Consider the following 24,914-nt stretch of genomic DNA (forward strand, 5'->3'; position numbering starts at 1 on the left):
AACAGGCCCGCCAAATATCCATGTCGGGATGTCAGGCTGTTGGCTCAGGCGACCCTGAGCTGCGCCTTGCTGGGCAGGAACACGGTAAGAAGACCGAGCGCCGGCAGGAAGGCGCAGATAGAATAGACAAAACTGATGCCCCCGTGGTCGGCGATGATCCCGAGCACGGCGGCGGCGATGCCACCCATGCCGAAAGCGAGCCCGAAGAAGATGCCGGCGATCATTCCCACCCGGCCAGGCACCAGCTCCTGCGCCATCACGATAATGGCCGGGAACGACGACGCCATCAGCAGCCCAACGATACCCGACAGCACGATCGTCATCGGCAGATTGGCAAACGGCATCGCCAGCGTGAACGGCAGCACGCCGAGAATGGAGATCCAGATCACCACCTTGGAGCCGAACCGGTCGCCGATCGGACCGCCGATCAACGTGCCCAGCGCCGTCGCGCCCAGAAACACGAACAGCATGACCTGCGACGACTGCACGGTGACGCCAAAGCGCTCGATAACGAAGAACGTGTAATAGCTGCCGATCGCCGCCATGTAGATGTTCTTCGAAAACGTCAGGATCGCCAGCACGACCAGCGCAACCATCACCGTGCGACGCGGCAGGCTGTGGATGCCGAGGCTCTTCTTGCGCCCCTTGTTGGCCAGCATATGCGCCTTGTACCAGCGCGCGACCCAGGAGAGGATCACGATGCCGAGGAGCGCGATTGCCGAAAACCAGGCGACGCTGCCCTGCCCCATCGGCACGATGATGAAGGCGGCCAGCAGCGGCCCGATCGCCTGTCCGAAATTGCCGCCCACCTGAAAGGTCGCCTGCGCAAAACCATAGCGCCCGCCGGACGCAAGCCTCGCCACCCGCGACGATTCCGGATGAAATACCGCCGACCCGATGCCGATCAGCGCAGCCGCCACCACAAGCATCAGATAGACATGCGAACCGGCGAGCAGAAACAGCCCCACAAACGTCGCCCCCATGCCGATCGGCAGCGAGTACGGAAACGGCTTCTTATCGGTGATGATGCCGATCACCGGCTGCAGCAGCGATGCGGTGCACTGGAAGGCCAGCGTCAGAATGCCGATCTGCCAGAAGTCGAGATTGTAGTCGGCCTTGAGCATCGGATAGATCGCCGAGATCATCGACTGCATGATGTCGTTGAGCATATGGCAGAAGCTGACCGCAAAAATGATCGGCATCACCGTCTTGTCCGCCTGGACGGCGGAAGCCGAATTTTCCGGCTGCACGGTTGCAGCTGCATCAACGGGTCTGGACGTGGCATCGGCCATCGGGGCTCCTCCGCGCGGGTGTTCGTCCTTCAAGGATCGTTGCCGCTGCAAATATTGACGTATGCCAAGGATTAGAGCGGCAAATCAGGCCTGTCCATGTCAGGACGGGAGCAAACGGTACGATCGTGGTTCGGAAACGGGTCTCGTCGAGGTTGTGACAAAGCATGGTTTTTCATTGCCGGCGATCTGTTTGGTCCCCGTGTCAGCCGTTTGACGGCAACGATGGAAACGCCGGCGACGACCCCGCCTGCCAGCACATCGACAAAATAATGACTGGCATGCGAAACAGCCGCAACAGCCATCAGGATGTTGATCACCATCATCGGATAGCGCGCAAATCTAAGATCCCATGCGGCCCAGGCGCAAAGTGCAGCGACCGCGGCGTGCACGGATGGGAATGTCAAAATGCCGGCGACCTCCTCCATTCTGAAAATGAAATCAGGATCTGTCCTCAAGGCATTGAACTGATCGAGAAAGAAAAAGCTGAAATACGCGTTGATGCTTGTCAGTTGCTCTGGCTCGACACCGTAGACGACATAGGCTCCAAGTGCTGGAAACCAGATCGATATCACGCTCGAGATGTAGCATAGCACCGCGTATGCAATCGCCATCTGATAGGCACGCAAAGGACGCCCCGTCGCGATGAGGACGACCGGAATCAGGAGCAACTGGAACGAAAACGACAGGTACGCGAGGCCGAGGATCTCAGCCAGCAACGGCCTTGCATCAACAAATGCTATGAACCCTCGCCATGACAGGCCAAGTGCCGCATCCCACGACATAAGCACCGCGTCCGCAGTCGGCATGCCGACCCGGATGCTGAGATAGGTAGAGACGAGTACCGGCACGATGAGAAGCAGAGTACAGGTGACCGTTTCGAGAACGAACGTCATCGCATTCAGCTTGCGGACGTGACAGTAAAACCCGACGACGACGAGCAATGCGACAAAGTAACCCGCGGACCTGCCGACGCCGGCATAATCCACTTTCAGTCCGGTAATCTGCGCCAATCCGAAAGCCACCACATAGGAGGCGACGGTGAGCGACAGCAACCCGTACCGCGCCCTGATCAGTTCCAAATCCATGACGTCAGACTACCTTGCACAAACAGCACGAGTGTATCCGTCGAAAGTTAAAACCAGCCTGACACCGAATGTTGCGTGTGCAACGTCCAATCCGGACAATTCCTGTCGATATGCTCAATTATGGGGTTCCGTTCCCCGGCACATTTCCCTATAAGCCGCGTCTAGCCAGAAAAAACATGCGCACGCCACCCGACCGGAGCTTCACGCCCCGTGCCGGTTTTTCGCGCAGAAAAAAGTGGATAGAGATCATGCCGAAGCGCCAAGACATCAAATCGATCCTCATCATCGGGGCGGGCCCGATCGTCATCGGCCAGGCATGCGAATTCGACTATTCCGGCACCCAGGCCTGCAAGGCGCTGCGCGAAGAAGGTTACCGGGTCATTCTGGTCAACTCCAACCCGGCAACGATCATGACCGACCCGGGCCTGGCCGACGCCACCTATATCGAGCCGATCACCCCGGAAGTGGTGGCCAAGATCATCGCCAAGGAACGCCCTGACGCGCTTTTGCCAACCATGGGCGGCCAGACGGCCTTGAACACCGCACTGTCGCTGAAGAGAATGGGCGTGCTCGACCGCTACAATGTCGAGATGATCGGCGCCAAGCCCGCCGCCATCGACATGGCCGAAGACCGCGCCCTCTTCCGCGAAGCCATGAGCCGCATCGGCCTCGAAACACCGAAGTCGATGCTGGCCAATGCCACCGACATCAAGGATGCCGACCGCAAGACGCACGAAGCCGAGCGCAACAAGGTCAAGGCCGAACTGTCCGGCGCCGAGCTCGACAAGGCGCTCGACGCGCTCGAAAACCAGTGGAACCTCGGCGAAACCGACCGCAAGCAGCGCTATATCAGCCACGCGATGGCGATTGCGGCACAGGCTATCGACGTCGTCGGCCTACCCGCCATCATCCGCCCGTCCTTTACCATGGGCGGCACCGGCGGCGGCATTGCCTACAATCGCTCGGAATTCTTCGAGATCATCGGCGGCGGCCTCGATGCCTCGCCGACCACCGAAGTGCTGATCGAGGAATCGGTTCTCGGCTGGAAGGAATACGAGATGGAAGTGGTCCGCGACACCGCGGATAACTGCATCATCATCTGCTCGATCGAAAACATCGACCCGATGGGCGTCCACACCGGCGACTCGATCACCGTCGCACCGGCCCTGACGCTGACCGACAAAGAATACCAGATCATGCGCAACGCATCGATCGCGGTCCTGCGCGAGATCGGTGTCGAGACCGGCGGTTCCAACGTCCAGTTCGCGGTCAACCCGGCCGATGGTCGTCTTGTCGTCATCGAAATGAACCCGCGCGTATCGCGGTCTTCGGCGCTCGCCTCCAAGGCGACAGGCTTCCCGATCGCCAAGGTCGCGGCAAAGCTTGCGGTCGGCTACACGCTCGACGAACTCGACAACGACATCACCGGTGGTGCAACCCCTGCCTCGTTCGAACCGTCGATCGACTACGTCGTCACAAAAATCCCGCGCTTTGCCTTCGAGAAATTCCCGGGCGCCTCGCCGGTCCTCACCACGGCCATGAAGTCGGTCGGTGAAGTCATGGCGATCGGCCGTACCTTTGCCGAATCGCTGCAGAAGGCTCTCCGCGGTCTCGAAACCGGCCTGACCGGTCTCGACGAGATCGAGATCCCCGGCATGGAAGAGGGAGAAGGCTCCAAGAACGCCATCCGCGCTGCCATCGGCACGCCGACGCCGGACCGTCTGCGCCAGGTCGCCCAGGCTCTCCGTCTCGGTCTCTCGGAAGCCGAAGTGCATGAAGCCTGCAAGATCGACCCGTGGTTCATCGCCCAGTTCAAGGCGATCGTCGACATGGAAGCGCGCGTTCGCGAACACGGCCTGCCTGCTGACGCCGAGAACCTGCGCATGCTGAAGGCCATGGGCTTCTCCGACGCCCGCCTCGCCAGCCTGACCAAGAAGCGTCCGAAGGAAGTCGCGGAACTGCGCAACGCGCTCAACGTGCGGCCGGTCTTCAAGCGCATCGACACCTGCGCTGCCGAATTCGCCTCGCCGACCGCCTACATGTACTCGACCTACGAGACGCCGTTCGTGGGCGAACTGCGCTCGGAAGCCGAAGTCTCGACCGCCAAGAAGGTCGTCATTCTCGGCGGCGGTCCAAACCGCATCGGCCAAGGCATCGAGTTCGACTATTGCTGCTGCCACGCCGCCTTCGCCCTGAAGGATGCCGGCTACGAAGCGATCATGATCAACTGCAACCCGGAAACCGTATCGACCGACTATGACACGTCCGACCGCCTGTATTTCGAGCCGCTGACGGCTGAAGACGTCATCGAGATTCTCCGCGCCGAGCAGGAAAAGGGCGAAGTCGTCGGCGTCATCGTGCAGTTCGGCGGCCAGACACCGCTGAAGCTTGCCGAAGCGCTCGAAAAGAACGGTATCCCGATCCTCGGCACCGCGCCTGACATGATCGACTTGGCCGAAGACCGCGACCGCTTCCAGAAGCTTCTGATGAAGCTTGACCTGACGCAGCCGAACAACGGCATTGCCTACTCGGTCGAGCAGGCCCGCCTCGTGGCGTCGGAAATCGGGTTCCCGCTGGTCGTTCGCCCATCCTACGTTCTGGGCGGCCGCGCCATGCAGATCCTGCATTCGGAAAGCCAGCTGCAGAGCTACCTCCTCGATACGGTGCCGGAACTGGTGCCTGAAGACATCAAGCAGCGCTATCCGAACGACAAGACCGGCCAGATCAACACCCTGCTCGGCAAGAACCCGCTTCTGTTCGACAGCTACCTGTCCAACGCCATCGAAGTCGATGTCGACTGCCTCTGCGACGGCACCGACGTCTATGTCGCCGGTATCATGGAGCATATCGAGGAAGCCGGTATCCATTCGGGTGACAGCGCCTGCTCGCTGCCACCGCGCACGCTCTCAAACGAGATGATCGACGAGCTGGAACGCCAGGCAACGTCGATGGCCAAGGCGCTTAACGTCGTCGGCCTGATGAACGTCCAGTTCGCCATCAAGGACGGCACCGTCTACGTGCTCGAAGTCAATCCGCGTGCCTCGCGCACCGTGCCCTTCGTGGCCAAGACTATCGGCGCCCCGATCGCAAAGATCGCCGCCCGTGCCATGGCCGGCGAAAAGCTCGACGCTATCTTTGCGGCTTACGGCACCAAGCCCGATCCGCGCAATCTGAAGCATATCGCGGTCAAGGAAGCGGTCTTCCCGTTCGCCCGCTTCCCCGGCGTCGACATCCTGCTCGGACCGGAAATGCGTTCGACCGGCGAAGTGATGGGTCTCGATACGGACTTCGCACTTGCCTTTGCCAAGAGCCAGCTCGGTGCAAGCGTCGAACTGCCCCGCGACGGTGCGGTCTTCGTGTCGGTCCGCGACGACGACAAGCCACGCGTGCTGCCGGCCATCCGCATGCTGAAGGAAATAGGCTTCAAGGTCATCGCCACCGGCGGTACCGCCCGCTTCCTCGCCGAAAACGGCATCGAGTCGACCAAGATCAACAAGGTCCTGGAAGGACGCCCGCATATCGAGGATGCCATCCGCAACCGCCAGGTCCAGCTCGTCATCAACACGACGGATTCAAACAAGGCGATCTCGGACTCGAAATCACTGCGCCGCGCAACGCTGATGCAGAAGGTGCCGTATTACACGACGATCTCAGGTGCCGAATCCGCTGCGATGGCGATCAAGGCACTGAAAGCAGGCAATCTCGAAGTGCGGACGCTGCAAAGCTACTTCGCATAACAATCTCGAACGGGCGCCTCTGGCGCCCGTTTTCGTTGAGGTCGCAGCGGTTGCCCGATCCTGAGACGTGCGGTAAATCCGCAAGCCGATATCTGGGAGAGGAACGATGCAGACGCCGTCGCAACATCCGGGCCACGAGCCTGCCGGTCGCCGGGAATGGATCGGTGCCTGCGTCCTGTCGATCGCCTGCCTGATCTACTCGATGGACTTGTCCATCCTGTTTCTCGCCGTCCCCGCGATCGTCGCCGATCTCGACCCGTCCGCGTCCGAACTGCTCTGGATCAACGACATCTACGGCTTCATGGTCGCCGGTTTTCTCGTCACCATGGGCACGCTCGGAGACCGGATCGGCCGCCGCCGCGTGCTGCTGATCGGCGCATTCGCCTTCGGGATCGCCTCGGCACTTGCCGCTTTCTCCTCGACAGCACAGGAACTCATCGCCGCCCGTGCACTTCTCGGCATCGCCGGTGCGACGATCGCGCCCTCGACCCTGTCGCTGATCGTCAACCTGTTCAAGAACGAAGCCGAGCGAAACCGGGCGATCGGCATCTGGGGAACAGCTTTCGCATTGGGCGGACTAATTGGCCCGCTCCTCGGCGGCTTTCTCCTGCAGTATTTTCACTGGGGCTCGGTGTTTCTCATCAACATTCCGATCATGCTGGTGCTTCTGGTCGTCGCCCCGTTCCTCCTGCCGGAATACAAAAGCCCGGAAAGTGCCAAGCTCGATCTCGTCAGCGTCGTCCTGTCGCTCGCGACCGTGCTGCCGGTGATCTACGGCTTCAAGCACATGGCGGCAGATGGGTTCCAGAGCCAGCATCTGATCCCGATCGCGGTCGGCGTTGCGTTCGGCTACCTGTTCATCCGCCGTCAGAAGCGCCTGACGCAGCCTCTGATCGACCTCAAGCTGTTTGCCATCCCCGCCTTCACCGCCTCGCTTCTCGTCAATCTCGCGGGCATGTTCTTCGTCTTCGGGGTGTTTCTCTACCAGAACCTCTTCCTGCAGTTCGTTCTCGGCCTGTCGCCGCTCGAAGCCGCCCTCTGGTCGATCCCGTCATCGATCGTCTTTACCGTCATGTCACTACAGGCCTACCGTTTCACCAACCGGTTCGGTCCGGTCAACACCGTCCTGATCGGTCTCATCATCAACGCGGCCGGCATGTTGTCCATGTCGATCGCCGCCTATTCCGAGAGCCTCTACGGCGTCCTCGGCTCGACCATGTTCATCGCCATCGGCTTTGTGCCCGTCGTTTTGACGACGACTGGCCTGATCGTTGGCACGGCGCCGCCGGAACGCTCCGGCTCGGCCTCGGCGATTTCCGAAACCAGCGCCGAATTCGGCGGCGCCCTCGGTGTCGCCCTTCTCGGCAGCTTCGGGACACTGGTCTATCGCATTCTAATGGATGGCGCGGATGTGACCGGGCTCGACCCGGCCCAGGCAGCAACGGTCAGGGCGACCATTGGCGGCGCCGTCGAGACGGCACGCGGGCTCAGTGGCACCACTCTGCAGGCAGGCGAAGGTCCGGTCTGGCTGGAGGCCGCCCGGCAATCCTTCTCGACGGGTTTTGCCTGCTGCTGCCTCCTCGCCTCACTGCTCCTGCTTATCCTCGCAGCGACCGCCCGCACGATCTACGCCCGCGCCCATATCGACGAAAGCGCGATCGGCTCGGGACACTGAGCGCGCTCAGATATAGACGAGCCTCGTTCTGTTGAAGCAGAGGCGCAGCGTGCGGAAGACGTAGAACACGAGACCGATCCCAAGCGTCACGATGGAGATCAGGATCCAGATCAGGATGTGACCGATCATCTCCGCCAGATTGAGTTCGCATTCGAGCCGCGCGATCCGCTGGCCGTCCCGGCCGATCAGGTAGGTCTTGTTGATGATGCTCTTGTAGAAGTAGTAAACAGCGAAGAACGCACCGATCCCAAGTGTCAACACACTGATGATCAACCAGAGAATGATATACCCGACCGCCTCCATCAGCGAATATTCGCACCGAAGCGTGGATCCGAAAGGTTGCGTCTTGAATGGCGGTGTGGCCGCAACGTCTGTATTCGACATATTCCCCAGCTATAGTCTTGAGAGACCCCGCCGAATACAGCTTTCATTTCAAGACGAAGTCAATTGAAACCTGGGCCTACCAATGAACTTGATGCTTCGCTTACGAAGCCAGGCGTCCGATCGCCACGATATCCTCTTTGAACCGCGCCACCTCCTCCGCCTTTCGCCCCAGATCGGGAATGCGAAGCAGGTAGGACGGATGCACGGTGACAAACAGCGTCCGACCGTTCTGCATGGCAATCGGCCTGCTCCGGACGTCCTCCAGCTTGTGGCGCATCTCGGTGAGTGAAAACAGCGCGGTCGCACCCATCGCGACGACCAGCTTCGGCTGCACCAGATCGAGTTCTTGGACGAGCCACCAGCGACACTGCTGCACCTCGCCCATATTTGGCTTCTGGTGAATGCGCCGCTTGCCGCGTGGCTCGTATTTGAAATGCTTCACCGCATTGGTGATGTAGAATTGCGTCCGGTCGATCCCGGCCGCGCTCACCGCCTCGTTGAACACTTTGCCCGCCGGCCCGACGAAGGGGCGCCCGGCCAGATCCTCCTGATCGCCCGGCTGCTCGCCGACGATCATCACCTTGGCATTGACAGGCCCCTCGCCGAAAACCGTCTGGGTCGCCATGCAATGGAGGTCGCAGCGGGTGCAGCGACGTGCTTCCTCCCGCAAGGCCTCGATTGTACCGGCGGTCGGCCCTTCTGGCATTGGCACCCGTGCTGCGGCTTCCTGGATGCGATGGTGGAACGCCAGGGGTTCGCTCGCCGCCTTGCGTCCCATCTCGATCACACTTGCCTCGGCGCTGGCGATCATGCCCGGAATAAGCTCTGCCTCGGGCAGGTTCTTCCAGTACTTCTTCGGCATTTCCGACATCATCATCTTCACCTTCAGCCGCGCGGGGTTGAAGATATTGGCATAGTACGTCCGCCACAGATCGTCCGTGTCGTCGCGAAGGTCTGGCTTTTCGGCGGGCTCATCGCTGGTCCGCAGGGTCTCGCCATCCCAGGACGCCGAACCCCTGGGCGTCACGATCAGCCAGTCCATGTCGTTGAAACGACGCTGGAAAAACGGGGCCACACGGTCGATGATAAAATGATCAGGCTCGAACCAGGACACAAAGCGCCGGCGTCCGGCAACACCCTCCGGCAGTGGAATTTCCTTGAAACGGACGAAGGCGGTCATCTTGTGATAGTCGCGGCCGATCGACTTCGACATCCGGTTTGCCGCCACCACATCTGGATCGGTCGCCATACCCAGAAAATTGCGCCCGTGCGCCATGCGAAACAGCATCCGGTAGAGAAGCGAGAACCGCGTCGGATCGGAATGGCAGATGACCGAGGCGGCAAGCTTCAGAAAGGCTGGAGGAACACCCTGCGTCACCGGCTTGTCGACAGGCTCAGGCAACTGATTGCCGTCCAGCCCGAACAATCCGTCCGTGTCGTCCATCGTGCGCCACTCGACACGATCAGGTGCGATGCCGGCCGCCAGATAGGCACGCGCAGCATCGCGCCACTCGGTCAGATCGCCTCTCCCCCGCAACAAGACTCGGTACATCATAGAAGCGACAGCTGCTCCGGCTTTGGCTGGAACATGGATCGCAGATCGGCCCGGTCGGCAAGCTTGCGCGGTGTCCACCCTTCGCAGGTGATAAAGGGCTGTACCTTCTTCAGAGACACGCTCAGCCGCTTTAAATCCTCCAGCCGCAGCTTGCGAAACCTGCGCGACGACAGGATCGCTCCGACGGTCTTGGTCCCGAAACCCGGCACCCGCAGCAGCGTCTCCTTGTCCGCCCTGTTCACATCGACCGGAAACTTGTCGCGGTTGCCGAGCGCCCAGGCAAGCTTCGGATCAAGGTCTAGATCCAGCATGCCGTTTTCCGTGGACGCCGTAATCTCGCCGATCTCGAACCCGTAGAACCGGTAAAGCCAGTCCGCCTGATAGAGCCGATGCTCGCGCATCAAAGGCGGCTTGATCAGCGGCAGTGTCTTCGACGAGTCCGGGATCGGGCTGAAGGCGGAGTAATAGACGCGTTTCAGGCTGTAGCTGCCGTAAAGCCTGGCGCTCGTCCCGAGAATGGTCGCGTCGTTGGCGCCGTCTGCCCCGACGATCATCTGCGTGCTCTGGCCGGCAGGCGCGAACCGCTTGCGACGCTTGGTCTGCAGCGTCGGGTCGCGCATCTCCTCGATCTTCAGCCGCAGATCGCCCATCGAGCGACGAATATTGGCGGGCCGCTTTTCCGGCGCAAACTGGCTGATCCCGGCATCGGTCGGCAGTTCGATGTTGATCGACAGACGGTCGGCATACAGCCCCGCCTCCTCGATCAGCTGCTGCGACGCTTCCGGGATCGTCTTCAAATGGATGTAGCCGCGAAAATTATGAACGGTCCGCAATTCCCGCGCGATCCGTACCATGTCGCCCATCGTGTGATCGGACGAGCGGATAATGCCCGACGACAGGAACAGACCCTCGATATAATTGCGCCGATAGAATTCCAGCGTCAGCCAGATAACCTCTTCGGGCGTGAACCGGGCCCGCTCGACATTGCTGGAGGAACGATTGATGCAGTAGGCGCAATCGTAGATGCAGAAATTCGTCATAAGGATTTTCAGAAGCGAGATGCAACGGCCATCCGGGGCATAGGCATGGCAGATGCCGGACCCTTCGGTCGAACCCAAACCGCCGGATACCGACGAATCTCTCTTCGATGTCCCGCTGGAGGCGCAGGAGGCGTCGTACTTGGCAGCGTCCGACAGGATCGCCAACCGTTCTTTCAGCGACTTCTTCATTAGTGCGTTCTCTATATGTTCTTTATGACTGCGTCAACCCGTTGACAAATCGAGGGACGTTTGATTCATTCAACTCCAGCTGGCGCATCTGACACCATTTCGATTTTCCTAGCGGGAGCAGTCGAAATTCTGTTATGATGCCCTAAATTCAGATGCTGCAGATGGTTCCGAAGTTACCGCTCCGGAACCTGTTTCTTTTTGTGTCCGCGGCATCCGCGGACATGCGCCTTAAGGACAAGAAAATGGTTGAAAAGGTACCGATGACGCCGAAGGGGTTTACCCAGTTGCAGGAAGAACTGCGCTGGCGCCAGCAGGAGGAGCGTCCCCGCATCATCGAAGCGATTGCGGAAGCGCGCGCCCATGGTGACCTTTCGGAAAACGCCGAATACCACGCGGCCAAGGAAGCCCAGAGCCACAATGAGGGCCGCATCGGCGAGCTGGAAGATTTCACGGCCCGCGCCGAAGTGATCGACCTCTCCAAGATGTCCGGTTCCACGATCAAGTTCGGCGCAACCGTCAAGCTAATCGATGAGGATACCGAAGAGGAAAAAACCTATCAGATCGTCGGCGATCAGGAAGCCGACGTGAAGGCTGGCCGCATCTCGATCTCCTCACCCATCGCCCGTGCCATGATCGGCAAGGAAAAGGGTGACAGTATCGAAGTCGTCGCCCCTGGCGGCTCCAAGGCCTACGAGATCCTCGCCATCTCCTGGGGCTGATCGCTCGTGGAAACGTCTGGCGAAGTCGCCACGGAGATGGGCAGCGGTATCGCTCCCGGCTCCGTGGTCGATATATCCGATATCGAAGTGATCGCGCCGAACTTCAAGAAGCGGCTCTCCGGCGTGACGTCCACGATCGTCCAGCTGATTCCGGTGCAATGGGCAAAGGGTCAGAAGATCGCGGTCTTGGGACCTGGCCTGCCCTCCCACCTTCCCCACATCCGCTATGCCGACCTTGCCGCGCTGTGGTCACCGCCATCAGGGCGGCGCGCCCGTGTCTGGCATGCCCGCCGCAATATCGAGATGCTGCCCGGCCTCTTCATGCGCGATGTGCTGCGGATGCCGTTGAAGCTCTTGTTCACCTCCGCCGCGCAACGAACCCATTCCGCATGGACGGGTTTTCTGATCAGCAAGATGGATGCGGTCGTCGCGACGTCTGCACGATCGGGTTCATACCTGAAAGTGCCCTATAAGGTGGTGCACCACGGCGTCGATCTCGATCTCTTCCGTCCCTCCGGCCCATCCGACCCTTCCTCCCCGGCAGATGGTTTCGGCAAGCATCTGATCGGCTGCTTCGGGCGCGTTCGGCATCAGAAGGGCACAGACCTTTTCGTGCGCGCCCTGATCGAACTGTTGCCGTCCTATCCCGAATGGACGGGCGTCGTCTGCGGACGTGTCACGCCGGACAACAAGGTTTTCGGCGATGCGTTGAAAGCCGATGTCGCCATGAGCGGTCTGACAGATCGCATCCTGTTCATGGGCGAAGTGGACGACATCAAGCCTTGGTACCGTCGCCTGTCTCTGTATGTGGCGCCGTCCCGCAATGAGGGCTTCGGACTGACGCCGCTCGAGGCGATGGCATCGGGAACCGCAGTCGTTGCAAGCGATGCCGGCGCCTATTCCGAAATGATCGTCGAAGGTGAGACCGGATCGGTCGTTCCGGCCGGCGATTACACGGCGCTTCGCGATGCGCTGCGCACCTATTTCGAAAACCCTGCACTGGCCCGCCAGCAGGGCTGGAGCGGTCGCGAGCATGTGCGCGTCGCCTTCGCCATCGAAAAGGAAGCCAACAGTCTGGCGGAAATCTACGAAACGCTTTTAGAGACCAGACCATGAAAACTTCAGAGGTATTCGGTGCCACGCAACCGGTCCGGCTCTGCCCGCATCTGCATGGAGGACGCTTCAAATGACGGAACTTTCTGCCGGGATGGCGCAGCACAGACCGACGACGAGCGGCCTTATGAACGAGGAAGACTGGCAGCAGTTTTTCGCCGGCTATACCCACATCGTCCTTGTCGCCAACAGTGACGAGCAGAACTTCAACGAGATCCACGCCGCCTATCCGGAAACGACGCTGTTCGTCTTTTTCAACTACGTCAGCAAGGTGCTGAAAACGCCGTTCACGCGCAATTCGCTGCTGGTGGCACGCACGAGCCGCGTCGGGTCCGAACTGATCTACGACAACGCTCTCGACAAGGTGCTGGCCCTGCTGCCGGGCCCCGGGTTTACCGGCGTCATGAGCATGCGCGCCGCCACGATGGAACAGGTGACGGAACCGGCCGAGTTCGGCGGCGTCGCAGCAGGCGCCATCGACCTTTGCAGCTACCTCGAAGATTTCTACCCGCGCGACCATACCGCCAGTTCAGGCTTCGCCCTTTCGGTCTGGCTCTGCGAGAAGGTGCCGCAGGCCAAGGTCGTGCTTTGCGGTTTCTCGGGACGCCGCAGCCGCAAGTGGCAGATGTTCCACATCCACGACTGGACGTTCGAACAGTCGGTGCTGCAACTCCTCGCCAACAGCGACAAGCTCGAAATGGCAGGAAGAACAGCTTTCAATCCCTACAAGGCCCTATCGCGCCACTTCCCCGATATCGGCAACAGCAACTTTGTGTTTGCCGCCATCCAGGTCCTTTCCGAACGGCTGGAAAACAGCAACCGCAACCTCGGCAAGCTGATCACGATCACCATGCCGCTTCGCGTCATCTACAATCTCGCAAGAGGTCTGCGGATCAGGTCCAAGAAGGACAGGCTGGTCAAGCAGCGCAAAAAGCAGCGAGCGAAGAATGGCGAGCCATCCTGAACCGGGACAGCTTAAGCGCCTGCTACCACCACCCGCTGCGATCGCGGTGGTGGAGCGCTCGTAACCGGCTGAATGCCGTGTCGTTCTCCTGCAGGCGGTCGTAGATCGCCTTCGCGATCTCGCCGGCAATTCCCTGCTTGAAAAAGGGATCGAGCCGCCAGCGCATGTTTCGCAGCGTGTCGTCGGTCCCCACCTTGAACAGATACATCCCGTTGAACCTGTGCATCGGCGCACCTTGCGTCTGTTCGATCGCATCTTGTGAGACAGGACGCTCGTCGCCGCCATGGATAAAGCGGTCGGTCTCGTAAACCTTGATCGTGTTGGCAAGCGAGGAGCCGATCATGGCGATCGCCCTTGCCGTCATGTCCTCGTCGAGATCGGCGATGCTGTCGCTCGCGGAGATCAGCCAACGCAGATCGAGATGGGCGGTGAGGAACGGCGCTTCATTCTCCCACAGGGTCTTGAACTGCTGGTACGTCTCCCGGACATTATATTCGCGCCGCATGAGGACGATAAGCTGTGCATGATAGAACAGCAGTTCCGGCTGGCCTTTAAACTCCAGTCTCAGGTTCGCCATGTGATCGTCGAGCGACTTCTGCTTGCCCGACCGGTGCTCGCGATCCGAATCCTCGATCAGCCGCTGCTTCATGCCCGCGTAATCCTGGTCGAGCTTGGCGTATTTCGCAGCTCCCCAGCGCTTGCGGTAGCGGTTGAAGGACAGCAGTGCCTCAAGCTTACTCTTCTTTCGTACCACGCACGTTCTCCAAGTCTTGCTGCCGTAACCTCGGCAGTCCTGTCTACACCGGTAACCTCGTCAGTCTGCCGCCCGCAGGTGTTCGATAAGCCGGTGCGGCAGATGGGTGTGAAATTTCGTTATCATCACGTCAGTCAGCGCCTGGCGAAGCTCGATGCTGAGTTCGTCCTGGCTCTGGATACATCCGAACGGCGTCGACCCCTGTTCGATCATGGCGAGCACAGGTGCGACCGCCCGCTTCTGCCGCGGCTTGATATAGGCCGTGCGGTGTTCGGGTAACGGGGTCGCGCCAAAGCGCTCCATCTCGAGATGATTTGCAAGCGCAACCGGCGAATGCTGGGCGATGTTGCGAAAGCGATGGGAGAGCTGCTGGCGAAGCACGTCGGGATGCGCTGCATAGTAATCGGCAAGCGTTGAGCGTCTGACCGCGTGAAAGTAATGGCCGACCTGCAGAAACCGGTTCTTCGCACCCGCCAGCTCTGCCCCCTTCTCCTGCGCGACGGTAAAGCTCGGAACAGCGTTGGACGCTTCCGCCCGCTGCCGCTTGAACCACCGCAGGCACTGCTTCAGGCGGGATCGCAATCCGCTTTTCACGCGCCCGTAAAGCATCGGCTTGCCGTCGCGAAAGAACGCGGAGGCAGATGTCGGAGCGTTCAGAAAGAAGTCGTCATTGCTGTAGACGAAATTCTCGCAAAGCCCCGGAATATTCCAGACCGCAGCCTCGATCGACAGCGAGTTGAACGTCGGCAGCACGGCCGGAAGCCCGTCGAAGACCACGTTGTGATCAACGATGGCGATGAAATCTTCCGTGCAGAAACCCGCCTGCGCAAAACTGTCGACGAATTCCGGCTTCTGCCCGTCCGTGACGATGTGAATTTTGGTGATGAACGGCGCGTATTTCAGCACGGAGGCGATGAGATAGTAGATCTCGCCGTTATCGGCAAACCGCGTCGGGCTGGATGCCACCGCGTGCGAACTCGACGCAACGTCATCGTATTGCAGGCGCTTCGCGCGATGATCCGGGTCCGAACCATCAACCCAGGTGATCACAAGCTCGATGTCGTGGCTGGACATGCTCTGGTTCCTGCTCCCTGCCCCTCGGACGATCTCGATCGAGACGACCCTAGATCTGCACGACCGGCGCATCCTTGACCTGCCGGATCGTCAGCATGGTGCGAACCGTATCGACATTGTCGACCGCGGTCAGATCCTCGATGACGAAATCCTGGAAGACGGTGAGGTTCTCGGCCACGCATTGCAGCAGGAAATCGGTCTCGCCGGAGACCATCCAGGCCTGACGCACCAAGGTCCGCGTTTCCATATCCGCCGCGAAGGCCTTCAGCTTGCTGTCCGACTGCTGCTTCAGTCCCACCATGCAGAAGGCGACAAGATCGTATCCGAGCAGCGACGCCTGCAGCATGGCGCGATAACCCTTGATGATGCCGTTCTCTTCCAGCTTGCGAACGCGCCGCAGACAGGGCGGCGCCGATATGCCGACCCGTTCGGACAGCTCGACATTGGTCATGCGTCCGTCCTTCTGCAATTCGCGAAGGATCTTCAGGTCGATGGTATCGAGTTCGACTTTCACGACCATGTGTAGTGCCTGCCTTCAAAATTGACGGGAGCACGCAGGCTCCCGGGTATCCATCTCGGTGTCGCGAAGACATACAATAACATCGTTCCGACGCAAGAAAATTTCGTGCGCCGGTCCAGTTGTTGTCAACCGAGGTGCACCTAGAGACACATCCAATCGCAGTTGGCCTGACGTTTCTACCGGGCAGTTCCAACTGTCTTGTTGTTATCGCAAGGCTGCCCTTGCAATGTTGCATGGATGGCCCTTACATGACGTGTCAAAAGCGGCAGACCGAATAATGGCTTCCTATATGAGGAAGCGGCGCCACGCGCCCGACACGGTCTTGGAAAGGAAACGTCATCATGTCCGCCCGTCATACAGAGGTTCTGATCATCGGTTCCGGCCCCGCCGGCTATACAGCTGCGGTGTACGCAGCGCGTGCGATGCTGAAGCCGGTCTTGATTGCAGGCATGGAACAGGGTGGTCAGCTGATGATCACCACGGACGTTGAAAACTATCCGGGCTTTGCCGATCCGATCCAGGGTCCCTGGCTGATGGAGCAGATGCTGCAGCAGGCGGTCCATGTGGGCACCGAGATCGTCAACGATCTCGTGACCGAGGTCGAGATGAATCATCGCCCCTTCACGGTCCGCACCGATTCCGGCACCGTCTGGACTGCCGATACGATCATCATCGCGACCGGTGCGAAGGCCAAATGGCTCGGCATCGAAAGCGAGCAGCAGTTCCAGGGTTTTGGCGTTTCCGCCTGCGCCACATGCGACGGCTTCTTCTATCGCAACAAGGATGTGATCGTGGTCGGCGGCGGCAACTCCGCAGTCGAGGAAGCGCTCTATCTCTCCAATATCGCGAAGACCGTGACGGTCGTCCACCGGCGTGATTCGTTCCGGTCGGAAAAGATCCTGTCCGAGCGCCTGTTCCAGCGCCCCAACGTCAAGGTCATGTGGAACACCGAAATTGCCGAGGTCACCGGTAAGCCGGCCCGCGCGCCACTGCCGCCATCGGTCGAGGGTGTGCGCCTGCGTGATACCAGGACCGGCACGATCTCCGATCAGCCGATCGACGGCGTGTTCGTGGCGATTGGCCATGCGCCGGCGACCGAGCTCTTCAGGGACAAGCTGAAGATGAAGAACGGCGGCTATCTCTGGACGGCGCCTGATTCCACGATGACCGACGTTCCCGGTGTGTTTGCCGCGGGCGATGTCACCGACGACACCTTCCGACAGGCGATCACCGCCGCCGGCATGGGCTGCATGGCAGCGCTCGAAGCCGAACGTTACCTCGCCGGCATTCAGCCGGTTGCCATTGCTGCGGAGTAAGCATGGGCGTACCTCTCGACTGGGACAAGTTGCGCATCTTCCACGCTGCGGCGGAGGCGGGATCCTTCACCCATGCGGCAGACAAGCTGCATCTGTCCCAGTCGGCAATCAGCCGGCAGGTCAGCGCGCTGGAACAGGACGTCGGCGTCAAACTGTTCCACCGCCACGCCCGCGGCCTCATCCTTACCGAACAGGGCGAGCTTCTTTATCGCACCGCGCATGACGTGCTTCTGAAGCTCGAAACCGTGAAGATGCAGCTGACCGAGACGACGGAAAAGCCGTCGGGCAAGCTGCGCGTCACGACGACGGTCGGCCTTGGCCAGGGCTGGCTCACCGACAAGGTGCAGGAGTTCCTGCAGCTTTATCCGGAAATGTCGATCCAGCTCATCCTCGATAACGAGGAAGTCGACGTCAACATGCGCCATGCGGACTGCGCCATCCGCCTTCGCCAGCCGCAGCAGTCGGACCTGATCCAGCGCAAGCTGTTCACCGTGCACATGCACGTCTATGCAGCCCCGTCCTATATCAACCGCTATGGCGAACCGCAGTCGGTCGAGGATCTCGACACCCACCGCATCATCTCCTTCGGCGAGCCTGCCCCGAATTACCTTCTCGACGTCAACTGGCTCGAATCCGCCGGCCGTTCTTCGGACAACACCCGCACGCCGCATCTGCAGATCAACAGCCAGACCTCCATCAAACGAGCCTGCCTGCTTGGCATCGGCATCGCTTGCCTGCCCGACTATATCGTCGGCCGCGACCCTGGGTTGATCCAGCTGACGCTGAGCGCCGACATCCCTTCATTCGACACTTACTTCTGCTACCCGGATGAAATGAAGAACGCTGCAAAGCTCAAGGTCTTCCGCGATTTTATCGTCGCCAAGGCGCGTAACTGGAATTTCTGATCGCTGTCGAAGACGTTTCGCTCAGAATGGGCACCGGGATTCTCGCAGCGATTTCATACACGACTCAGTGACTAGAGTAAGCTGTGCAGAACGTGCATGGCAGTCCTGCGCAAAAAAGCGTTGCCGCTTGCCCAAAAAACCATCATATCGCACTCAGCTGATGCATATGGTGGCTTTCCTCCCAGTTCCACCGCAGCAGCTGTTCCCCTCTGGAGGTTGTTTTTAACCTTCATAATTATAAGGGCCCTGGAGTGATCCGGTGGCCCTCTTTTTTTGCCCTGCGGTTTGCCGGCCCGCCGCAATCCTCGGCTGCCTGTCAGAGTAATTGGACCGAAACGGTCAATATTTCGGCCACCCCCCTTGCTCTCACAAATCGCTGCGCCCATATAGGGATCAGCCGGAGCAATTGATGACGTCCCCGTTATCAGCGCCGGCTGTTCCCCTCTGGAGGTTTTAGACCTTCACACCTGACGGGCCTCGGAGCAATCTGGAGGCCCTTTTTTTTGCCTTCCTCAAAAAAATGGGAACGTCATTCCTTTAAATCGTCTTCAGACGATCTATATATCGGTTAGAGACGATATGGAAAGACGATGGATCGCACCGAGATACTGAAAGCACTGTCCCATCCGACGAGGATTGAGTTCCTTGAATGGATGAAGCAGCCCGAGCAGCATTTTTCCGATCAGGATCATCCGCTCGAAATGGGAATCTGTGCCAAGCAGTTCGAAAGACGATGTGGTCTGTCGCAATCGACCGTCTCTGCGCACCTTTCGACCCTCGAAAAAGCCGGCCTCGTGAAAACGAGCCGGGTTGGTCAATGGGCGTTCTACAGCCGCGACGAGGAGAAGATCGCAGACTTCGTGACCAATCTTCGCTCCGCTCTCTGAATGCCACCCCTTAACTCAATCACTCCCAAAGCAGCATGGAAGGATATTCCTGTGACCTCACTCTTTGAACCGGTAAAGTTCGGCGACATCGAACTGAAGAACCGCGTCGTCATGGCGCCGCTCACCCGCAACCGTTCGCCGAAGGCGATCCCCAACGATCTCAACATCGCCTATTACGAACAGCGCGCCTCCGCGGGCCTCATCATCACCGAGGGCACCCCGGTCAGCCAGCAGGGACAGGGCTATGCCGACGTTCCGGGCCTTTACCTCGCTCCGGCCATCGACGGCTGGAAGAAGGTGACGGAAGCCGTTCACAAGAAGGGCGGCAAGATCGTTACCCAGATCTGGCACGTCGGTCGCGTTTCGCATACCTCGCTGCAGCCGAATGAAGGCGCACCCGTCGCGCCGTCCGCACTGGGCGCCAAGGGCAAGACCTACATCATCAATCCGGATGGCAGCGGCGCGTTTGCCGATACATCGGAGCCGCGCGCTCTCGAACTCTCCGAGATCCCGGGCGTCGTTGCCGATTTTGCTGCCGGTGCAAAGGCTGCGATCGAGGCCGGCTTTGACGGCGTCGAAATCCACGGCGCCAATGGCTACCTCATCGACCAGTTCCTGAAGACTGGCGCAAACCTCCGCGAAGACGAATACGGTGGCTCCGTCGAGAACCGCGCCCGGTTCGCGCTCGAAGTCGTTGACGCCGTTGCTGCAGCCATCGGCAGCGGCCGCGTCGGCATTCGCCTGTCGCCTGTTACGCCTGCCAACAACATCACCGAAGATGCGCCGCAGACGGTCTTCGACTATCTGGTCAAGGAACTCGCGACCCGCAACCTGTCCTTCATACACGTCATCGAGGGTGCGACCGGTGGTGACCGCGGCTATGTCCAGGGCGGCAAGCCGTTCGATTACCAGGAACTGAAGGATACCTACCGCAACGCCGGCGGCACCGGCGCCTGGGTGGTCAACAATGGCTACGAAAAGGATACGGCTGAAAAGGCTGTGGCCAGCGGCTATGCGGATGGCGTCGCCTTCGGCAAGCTGTTCATTGCCAATCCGGATCTGGTCGAGCGTTTCAAGACAAACGCGCCGCTCAACGAGCCGGACAAGAACACATTCTACGGCGGCGGCGCAAAGGGTTATACCGACTACCCGTCGCTTGAATCAGCAGAAGCCTAAGCTTTAGGCCCGGCTGTCTGAAATCGGCCATGCCTGGCACAAACGCCGGGCATGGCCTTCTTTTTGGTCGCAGCGAATGCCTAGCGCGCGTCCGCCTGATCGCCATCCACAACTTCGGCTTCGGGACGGTCACCGCCGTCGCTGTGCTCCGTGTGCCAGACGCCCTTTGCGTCCTGCCAGCTGATCTCTTCGGGCTCACCACCCACCTGCTGTTCGGCAGCCACAATCCGGGCCGCCTGCAGCGCGTCGTTGTGGTTCGGGAATGTTTCGGAATAAACGTCGCCCAGTCGATAGGCCCAGCCGCCATCATGTGGCACGATTGTGTAAACGACCTTGGTCATAGATCCTCCTGTATGTTTTTTCGTGGCTGCCCCGACCGGTCTCGGTCCAGAAGGCCGCGTAGAGCAAAAAAGCCGGAATACGCCGCGAAGTTCCTTCCACTGGCGAGGATAATGGCACCAAAGACCGATTATCGCAAACCGTCCTCTGTGCAGGTCGACCGACAACCCTAGTTTCTCCGAGATCGTTTCCAGGAGCTTCCAGTGCAAATCGCGACCCACCTCCGGCAGGAGAAATTCCTGCTGATCGCCCTCGTCGTCGCCATTCTCGGCTTCTTCATCGAACACTCAATTCTGGAGGCCGGAAAGACGGTGTCGCTGATCGCAGCAGCGCTCTTCGTCGGCGTGATCGTGCTTGCATCGACACGTGTCGCCCATCATGCGGAGGTTTTGGCGCACAAGGTTGGCGACCCCTATGGCACGATGATCCTCACCCTGTCCGCGGTGGCGGTCGAGGTCCTGATCCTCGCCATCATGATGGGTTCGAATTCCTCACCGACGCTGGTGCGCGACACGATCTATTCGGCCGTGATGCTGGATATCAACGGCATTCTGGGCCTCGCGGCCCTGCTCGGTGGCCTACGCCATGGCGAGCAACCCTATAACGACGATTCAAGCCGCACCTACACTGTCATGATCATGACGGCGGTAGGCATTTCGATGATCGTGCCGGAATTCGTGCCCCGTGAAAGCTGGCACTACTATTCCGCCTTTACCATCTGCGCGATGATCGCGCTCTACGGCGTCTTTCTCAAGATGCAGGTCGGGCCGCACAGCTACTTCTTCAGCTACACCTATCCGCGGACCCAGAAGGCCGCAGCCGCCGGGACAGCGTCCGCGCCTCAGGAGGAGGCCGCCGAGGATTCCGCGGCCGTATCGATCAGCATCATTCTTCTGGGCGTTCTGATCATCGGCTTCCTGGCGGAATTCATGTCGGTCTTCATGGGCGAAGGCCTGGAAGGCTCCGGCGCGCCGATCGCGCTGACCGCCGTGGTTGTCGCCGCTATCTCCGCCGCGCCGGAAATCCTGACCGCCATGCGGGCGGCGCTCAAGAACCGCATGCAGTCCGTCGTCAACATCGCCATGGGCGCGTCGCTCTCGACGGTCATTCTCACCGTCCCGGTCATGGAAGGCATCGCGCTCTATACCGGCCAGCCCTTCATCATGGCGATGACGCCGGTCCAGACGGTGATGGTGGCAATCACGCTCGTGGTTGCGGCGATCAACCTCAACGACGGCCAGACCAACGCAATCGAGGGCATGACCCATTTTGTGCTGTTTGCGACCTTCATCATGCTGACGATGATCGGATTGTGACATCTGTAATAAAGAAGAGTTGAACACCCTGTGTTCGGTCTTCGGGACTGGCCGCCCTAGATGGGACAATGTCTGGCGAGCGATCGCCACTGAAAGGCATCAAGACAAAGTCCGGAGGTGACCCATGAAACGCACGAACATCTTCCTTGCAGGCACGGCCCTGGCTCTCGCACTGGTCGGCGCTCCCGCGATGGCGCAGACCAGTGGCAAACCGGTTGAAACAAGCGCTCCAAATGCGAAGGATCAAAAACCTGCCTTCACCGGTCAGACCCGCGCAGCGCAGCCGGCGGCTATGCCTAAGATCACCACCGAAGTCGTTGCCGAAGGGCTTCCGCACATCTGGTCTATGGAATTTCTCCCCGATGGCCGCATGCTGGTGACCGCCAAGGAAGGCGCGATGCATATCATCAAGGACGGCAAGCCCGGCCCTGCGATCGAAGGCGTTCCGAAAGTCCTGTCCGCTGGCCAAGGCGGTCTTCTCGACGTGGCGCTCGCACCGGACTACGAAACATCCGGAATGATCTTCTTCTCCTTCTCAGAAGAGCGTGAAGACGGCAACGGCACATCCGTCGCCTCCGCCAAGCTCGTCGCCAACGACGATGGCGGCGGCAAGCTGGAAGACGTCAAGGTGATCTTCCAGCAGATGCCAAGCTATGACGGCAACAAGCATTTCGGCTCGCGCCTCACCTTTGGCCCCAACAACGAGCTCTATGTCACGGTCGGCGAGCGGTCCGATCCGGAGCCGCGTGTCCAGGCACAGGATCTCAAAAGCGGTCTTGGAAAAGTCTTCCGCATCGACATGGACGGCAAGGCCCTGCCCGACAATCCATTCGTTGATCAGGCCGAAGCGCGACCGGAAATCTGGTCCTACGGACACCGCAATCTCCAGTCAGCAGCGCTCGATGGCAACGGCCGCCTCTGGACGGTCGAACATGGCCCCAAGGGCGGCGACGAGTTGAACCGACCGGAAGCCGGCAAGAACTACGGCTGGCCGGAGGTTACCTACGGCGTCGAATATAGCGGCGGCAAGGTGGGCGACGGCATCACCGAGAAGGCTCAGACCGAACAGCCCGTCTATTACTGGGATCCGGTCATCGGCCCCTCCGGCATGGCCTTCTACGATGGCGATGCGATCCCCGAATGGAAGGGCGCATTCCTGGTCGGCGGCCTGGTAACCCAGGGCGTGGTGGTCCTGCATATGGATGGCGACAAGGTGAGTCACGAAGAACACGTTCCGCTCAAGGCCCGCATCCGCGACGTCAAGGTCGGCCCCGATGGCGCCGTCTACGCCGTCACCGAAACCCGCTCCGGCTCCTCGACGATCGTCAAGCTAACCAAGGCTTAAACGCAGGATCCTCGAAAAGGGGCTCGGTCGGGGCTATAGCCGTGGCCCGCCCCGACCTTCCCTCCACTGGACCACCACTCACGAAAAAGCCCGGCGCTTGGCCGGGCTCTCCCATCGAACTCGTGTCTCGAAACTTACTTGCAGGCTGCGCAGAAGCGCTGGATGCGCTTGCAGGCTTCTTCGAGAATGTCTTCCGACGTCGCGTAGGAAATGCGGAAGTTCGGGCCAAGACCGAAGGCCGATCCGTGAACCACGGCGACACCTTCCGATTCCAGGAGCTCGGACACGAAATCCTCGTCCGTTTCGATCATTTTGCCGGTCGGAGCCGTCTTGCCGATCAGGCCGGCGCAGGACGGATAGACGTAGAATGCGCCTTCAGGCTTCGGGCAAACAATCCCGGACGCCTGGTTGAGCATCGACACGACGAGATCGCGGCGGCCTTCGAAGATCGCCTTGTTCTTGGTCACGAAATCCTGCGGACCATTGAGCGCCTCGACAGCCGCCCACTGTGCGATCGACGATGCGCCCGAGGTCTGCTGGCCCTGGATCATGTCCATGGCCTTGATCAGTTCGATCGGACCGGCAGCATAGCCGATGCGCCAGCCGGTCATCGCATAGGCCTTGGAAACGCCGTTCATCGTCAGCGTCCGGTCGTAGAGCTTCGGCTCCACTTCGACAGGCGTCGCGAACTTGAAGTCGCCGAAGGTCAGGTGCTCGTACATGTCGTCGGTCAGGATCCACACATGCGGATGCTTCAGCAGCACGTCGGTCAGCGACTTGAGTTCATCCGCGCTGTAGGCAGCGCCCGTCGGGTTCGACGGCGAGTTGAAGATGAACCACTTGGTCTTCGGCGTGATCACGCTTTCCAGCTCTTCGGCCGTCAGCTTGAAGTTGTTTTCCTGCTTGGTCGAAATCGTTACCGGCGTGCCGCCGCAGATCGAGACCATTTCCGGGTAGGAAACCCAGTAGGGTGCTGGGATGATCACTTCATCCCCTGCATTCATCGTCGCCATGAAGGCATTGAACAGAATCTGCTTTCCGCCGGTTCCGACGATGGTCTGCTCGACCTTGTAGTCGAGGTTGTTTTCGCGCTTGAACTTGTCGACGATCGCCTTGCGCAGCTCTGGAATACCCGAAACCGGCGTGTACTTGGTTTCACCGCGGTTGATCGCGTCGATCGCCGCCTGCTTGACATTGTCAGGCGTGTCGAAGTCAGGCTCACCGGCACCGAGACCGATAATATCACGACCTTTCGCCTTCAGTTCGCGAGCTTTCTGGGAAACAGCGATTGTCGCTGAAGGCTTTACACGGGAAAGGGCGTCGGCAAGAAAGGCCATGTCGTTTCGGTCCTGGGCTGATTGAACACTACGGCGGGGTGCGCTCATTCGCCGCCGAGCGGCCGCCTCAAGCTGTATGGAGAATGAACCGGCGCCTTTCAAGAAAAAAGCATGAATGAATGCGATCAATGTCGCTGATTAAAACCTTCGGGCGCGTATTTACGACCGCGTAACCCGTCTCGCCTACAATCT

General features: G+C 60.0%; 21 protein-coding genes. 11 read left to right on the plus strand and 10 right to left on the minus strand.

Features of this window, described 5'->3' with window-relative positions; all coding sequences use genetic code 11:
- Positions 1-44 precede the first annotated feature (44 nt).
- Both J3A65_RS11765 and J3A65_RS11770 read right to left on the minus strand, forming a co-directional pair.
- On the minus strand, positions 45-1,292 hold the full coding sequence (locus J3A65_RS11765) for an MFS transporter (protein WP_209901337.1): 1,248 nt from the start codon (positions 1,290-1,292) through the stop codon (positions 45-47).
- 71 nt (positions 1,293-1,363) lie between these two features.
- Positions 1,364-2,377: a phosphatase PAP2 family protein gene (locus J3A65_RS11770; RefSeq protein ID WP_209901339.1), complete on the minus strand. Its 1,014-nt coding sequence runs from the start codon at positions 2,375-2,377 to the stop codon at positions 1,364-1,366.
- A 248-nt stretch (positions 2,378-2,625) separates the two neighbouring features.
- Here J3A65_RS11770 and carB point away from each other — a divergent pair, with 248 nt between their 5' ends.
- Together carB and J3A65_RS11780 are read left to right on the plus strand one after the other, a co-directional pair.
- Positions 2,626-6,114 carry a carbamoyl-phosphate synthase large subunit gene (carB, locus tag J3A65_RS11775; protein ID WP_062576875.1) on the plus strand — a complete coding sequence of 1,163 codons (3,489 nt, stop codon included), beginning with the start codon at positions 2,626-2,628 and terminating at the stop codon, positions 6,112-6,114.
- Positions 6,115-6,220: 106 nt separating this feature from the next.
- Positions 6,221-7,789 carry an MFS transporter gene (locus J3A65_RS11780; RefSeq protein WP_209901342.1) on the plus strand — a complete coding sequence of 523 codons (1,569 nt, stop codon included), beginning with the start codon at positions 6,221-6,223 and terminating at the stop codon, positions 7,787-7,789.
- 6 nt (positions 7,790-7,795) lie between these two features.
- Here J3A65_RS11780 and J3A65_RS11785 read toward each other — a convergent pair whose 3' ends face one another.
- The 3 genes from J3A65_RS11785 to J3A65_RS11795 all read right to left on the minus strand — a co-directional run bounded on the left by J3A65_RS11785 (position 7,796) and on the right by J3A65_RS11795 (position 10,957).
- The gene (locus J3A65_RS11785; protein ID WP_245341524.1) at positions 7,796-8,173 is read right to left on the minus strand and encodes a DUF6693 family protein; all 378 of its coding nucleotides are present in this window, start codon (positions 8,171-8,173) and stop codon (positions 7,796-7,798) included.
- A gap of 100 nt (positions 8,174-8,273) precedes the next feature.
- Entirely contained in the window at positions 8,274-9,725 is a 1,452-nt protein-coding gene (locus J3A65_RS11790) for a UdgX family uracil-DNA binding protein (protein ID WP_209903470.1), read from the minus strand.
- The gene (locus J3A65_RS11795) at positions 9,725-10,957 is read right to left on the minus strand and encodes a putative DNA modification/repair radical SAM protein (protein ID WP_062455876.1); all 1,233 of its coding nucleotides are present in this window, start codon (positions 10,955-10,957) and stop codon (positions 9,725-9,727) included. Before J3A65_RS11795 ends, J3A65_RS11790 begins: the two co-directional genes overlap by 1 nt.
- Positions 10,958-11,199: 242 nt before the next feature.
- On the opposite strand from J3A65_RS11795, the gene greA reads away from it, so the two are divergent.
- The 3 genes from greA (at position 11,200) to J3A65_RS11810 (ending at position 13,753) form a co-directional block, all read left to right on the plus strand.
- Positions 11,200-11,676 carry a transcription elongation factor GreA gene (gene greA, locus J3A65_RS11800; RefSeq protein WP_062457929.1) on the plus strand — a complete coding sequence of 159 codons (477 nt, stop codon included), beginning with the start codon at positions 11,200-11,202 and terminating at the stop codon, positions 11,674-11,676.
- Positions 11,677-11,739: 63 nt separating this feature from the next.
- Positions 11,740-12,792 (plus strand): glycosyltransferase family 4 protein, encoded by a 1,053-nt coding sequence (locus J3A65_RS11805; RefSeq protein WP_209903472.1) that lies wholly within the window; start codon positions 11,740-11,742, stop codon positions 12,790-12,792.
- 70 nt (positions 12,793-12,862) lie between these two features.
- Complete coding sequence (locus J3A65_RS11810; protein WP_113110717.1) at positions 12,863-13,753, plus strand: 3-deoxy-manno-octulosonate cytidylyltransferase; 891 nt, start codon at positions 12,863-12,865, stop codon at positions 13,751-13,753.
- 22 nt (positions 13,754-13,775) lie between these two features.
- Here the strand turns inward: J3A65_RS11810 and J3A65_RS11815 are convergent, their stop codons facing one another.
- From J3A65_RS11815 to J3A65_RS11825, 3 genes are read right to left on the minus strand one after another with little or no spacing between them, the layout of a single operon-like run.
- Positions 13,776-14,507, minus strand: coding sequence for a hypothetical protein (locus J3A65_RS11815; protein ID WP_092660400.1), 732 nt, complete (start codon positions 14,505-14,507; stop codon positions 13,776-13,778).
- Between the two features lie 60 nt (positions 14,508-14,567).
- The gene (locus J3A65_RS11820; RefSeq protein WP_209903474.1) at positions 14,568-15,581 is read right to left on the minus strand and encodes a Stealth CR1 domain-containing protein; all 1,014 of its coding nucleotides are present in this window, start codon (positions 15,579-15,581) and stop codon (positions 14,568-14,570) included.
- Positions 15,582-15,630: 49 nt separating this feature from the next.
- On the minus strand, positions 15,631-16,101 hold the full coding sequence (locus tag J3A65_RS11825) for an Lrp/AsnC family transcriptional regulator (protein ID WP_062455864.1): 471 nt from the start codon (positions 16,099-16,101) through the stop codon (positions 15,631-15,633).
- 341 nt (positions 16,102-16,442) lie between these two features.
- Here J3A65_RS11825 and trxB point away from each other — a divergent pair, with 341 nt between their 5' ends.
- The 4 genes from trxB to J3A65_RS11845 all read left to right on the plus strand — a co-directional run bounded on the left by trxB (position 16,443) and on the right by J3A65_RS11845 (position 20,385).
- Complete coding sequence (gene trxB / locus J3A65_RS11830) at positions 16,443-17,417, plus strand: thioredoxin-disulfide reductase (RefSeq protein WP_062455861.1); 975 nt, start codon at positions 16,443-16,445, stop codon at positions 17,415-17,417.
- 2 nt (positions 17,418-17,419) lie between these two features.
- Positions 17,420-18,322: a LysR family transcriptional regulator VtlR gene (locus J3A65_RS11835; RefSeq protein ID WP_062455858.1), complete on the plus strand. Its 903-nt coding sequence runs from the start codon at positions 17,420-17,422 to the stop codon at positions 18,320-18,322.
- 590 nt (positions 18,323-18,912) lie between these two features.
- Positions 18,913-19,209, plus strand: a complete 297-nt coding sequence (locus J3A65_RS11840; protein ID WP_062455854.1) for a metalloregulator ArsR/SmtB family transcription factor — start codon at positions 18,913-18,915, stop codon at positions 19,207-19,209.
- 51 nt (positions 19,210-19,260) lie between these two features.
- Positions 19,261-20,385 (plus strand): alkene reductase, encoded by a 1,125-nt coding sequence (locus tag J3A65_RS11845; RefSeq protein ID WP_113166398.1) that lies wholly within the window; start codon positions 19,261-19,263, stop codon positions 20,383-20,385.
- Positions 20,386-20,465: 80 nt separating this feature from the next.
- On the opposite strand, the gene J3A65_RS11850 is transcribed toward J3A65_RS11845, so the two are convergent.
- Positions 20,466-20,726 (minus strand): DUF2188 domain-containing protein, encoded by a 261-nt coding sequence (locus tag J3A65_RS11850; RefSeq protein WP_062455848.1) that lies wholly within the window; start codon positions 20,724-20,726, stop codon positions 20,466-20,468.
- A gap of 201 nt (positions 20,727-20,927) precedes the next feature.
- Between J3A65_RS11850 and J3A65_RS11855 the strand changes: the two genes are divergently transcribed.
- Positions 20,928-22,040 (plus strand): calcium:proton antiporter, encoded by a 1,113-nt coding sequence (locus tag J3A65_RS11855; RefSeq protein ID WP_209901345.1) that lies wholly within the window; start codon positions 20,928-20,930, stop codon positions 22,038-22,040.
- 124 nt (positions 22,041-22,164) lie between these two features.
- A complete protein-coding gene (locus J3A65_RS11860; RefSeq protein ID WP_209901347.1) occupies positions 22,165-23,385 on the plus strand; it encodes a PQQ-dependent sugar dehydrogenase in 1,221 nt (406 codons plus the stop codon).
- Between the two features lie 134 nt (positions 23,386-23,519).
- Here J3A65_RS11860 and J3A65_RS11865 read toward each other — a convergent pair whose 3' ends face one another.
- Positions 23,520-24,722 carry a pyridoxal phosphate-dependent aminotransferase gene (locus tag J3A65_RS11865; RefSeq protein ID WP_209901349.1) on the minus strand — a complete coding sequence of 401 codons (1,203 nt, stop codon included), beginning with the start codon at positions 24,720-24,722 and terminating at the stop codon, positions 23,520-23,522.
- Positions 24,723-24,914 lie beyond the last annotated feature (192 nt).

Source organism: Rhizobium sp. PvP014 (assembly GCF_017876855.1).
Classification (GTDB): domain Bacteria; phylum Pseudomonadota; class Alphaproteobacteria; order Rhizobiales; family Rhizobiaceae; genus Neorhizobium; species Neorhizobium soli.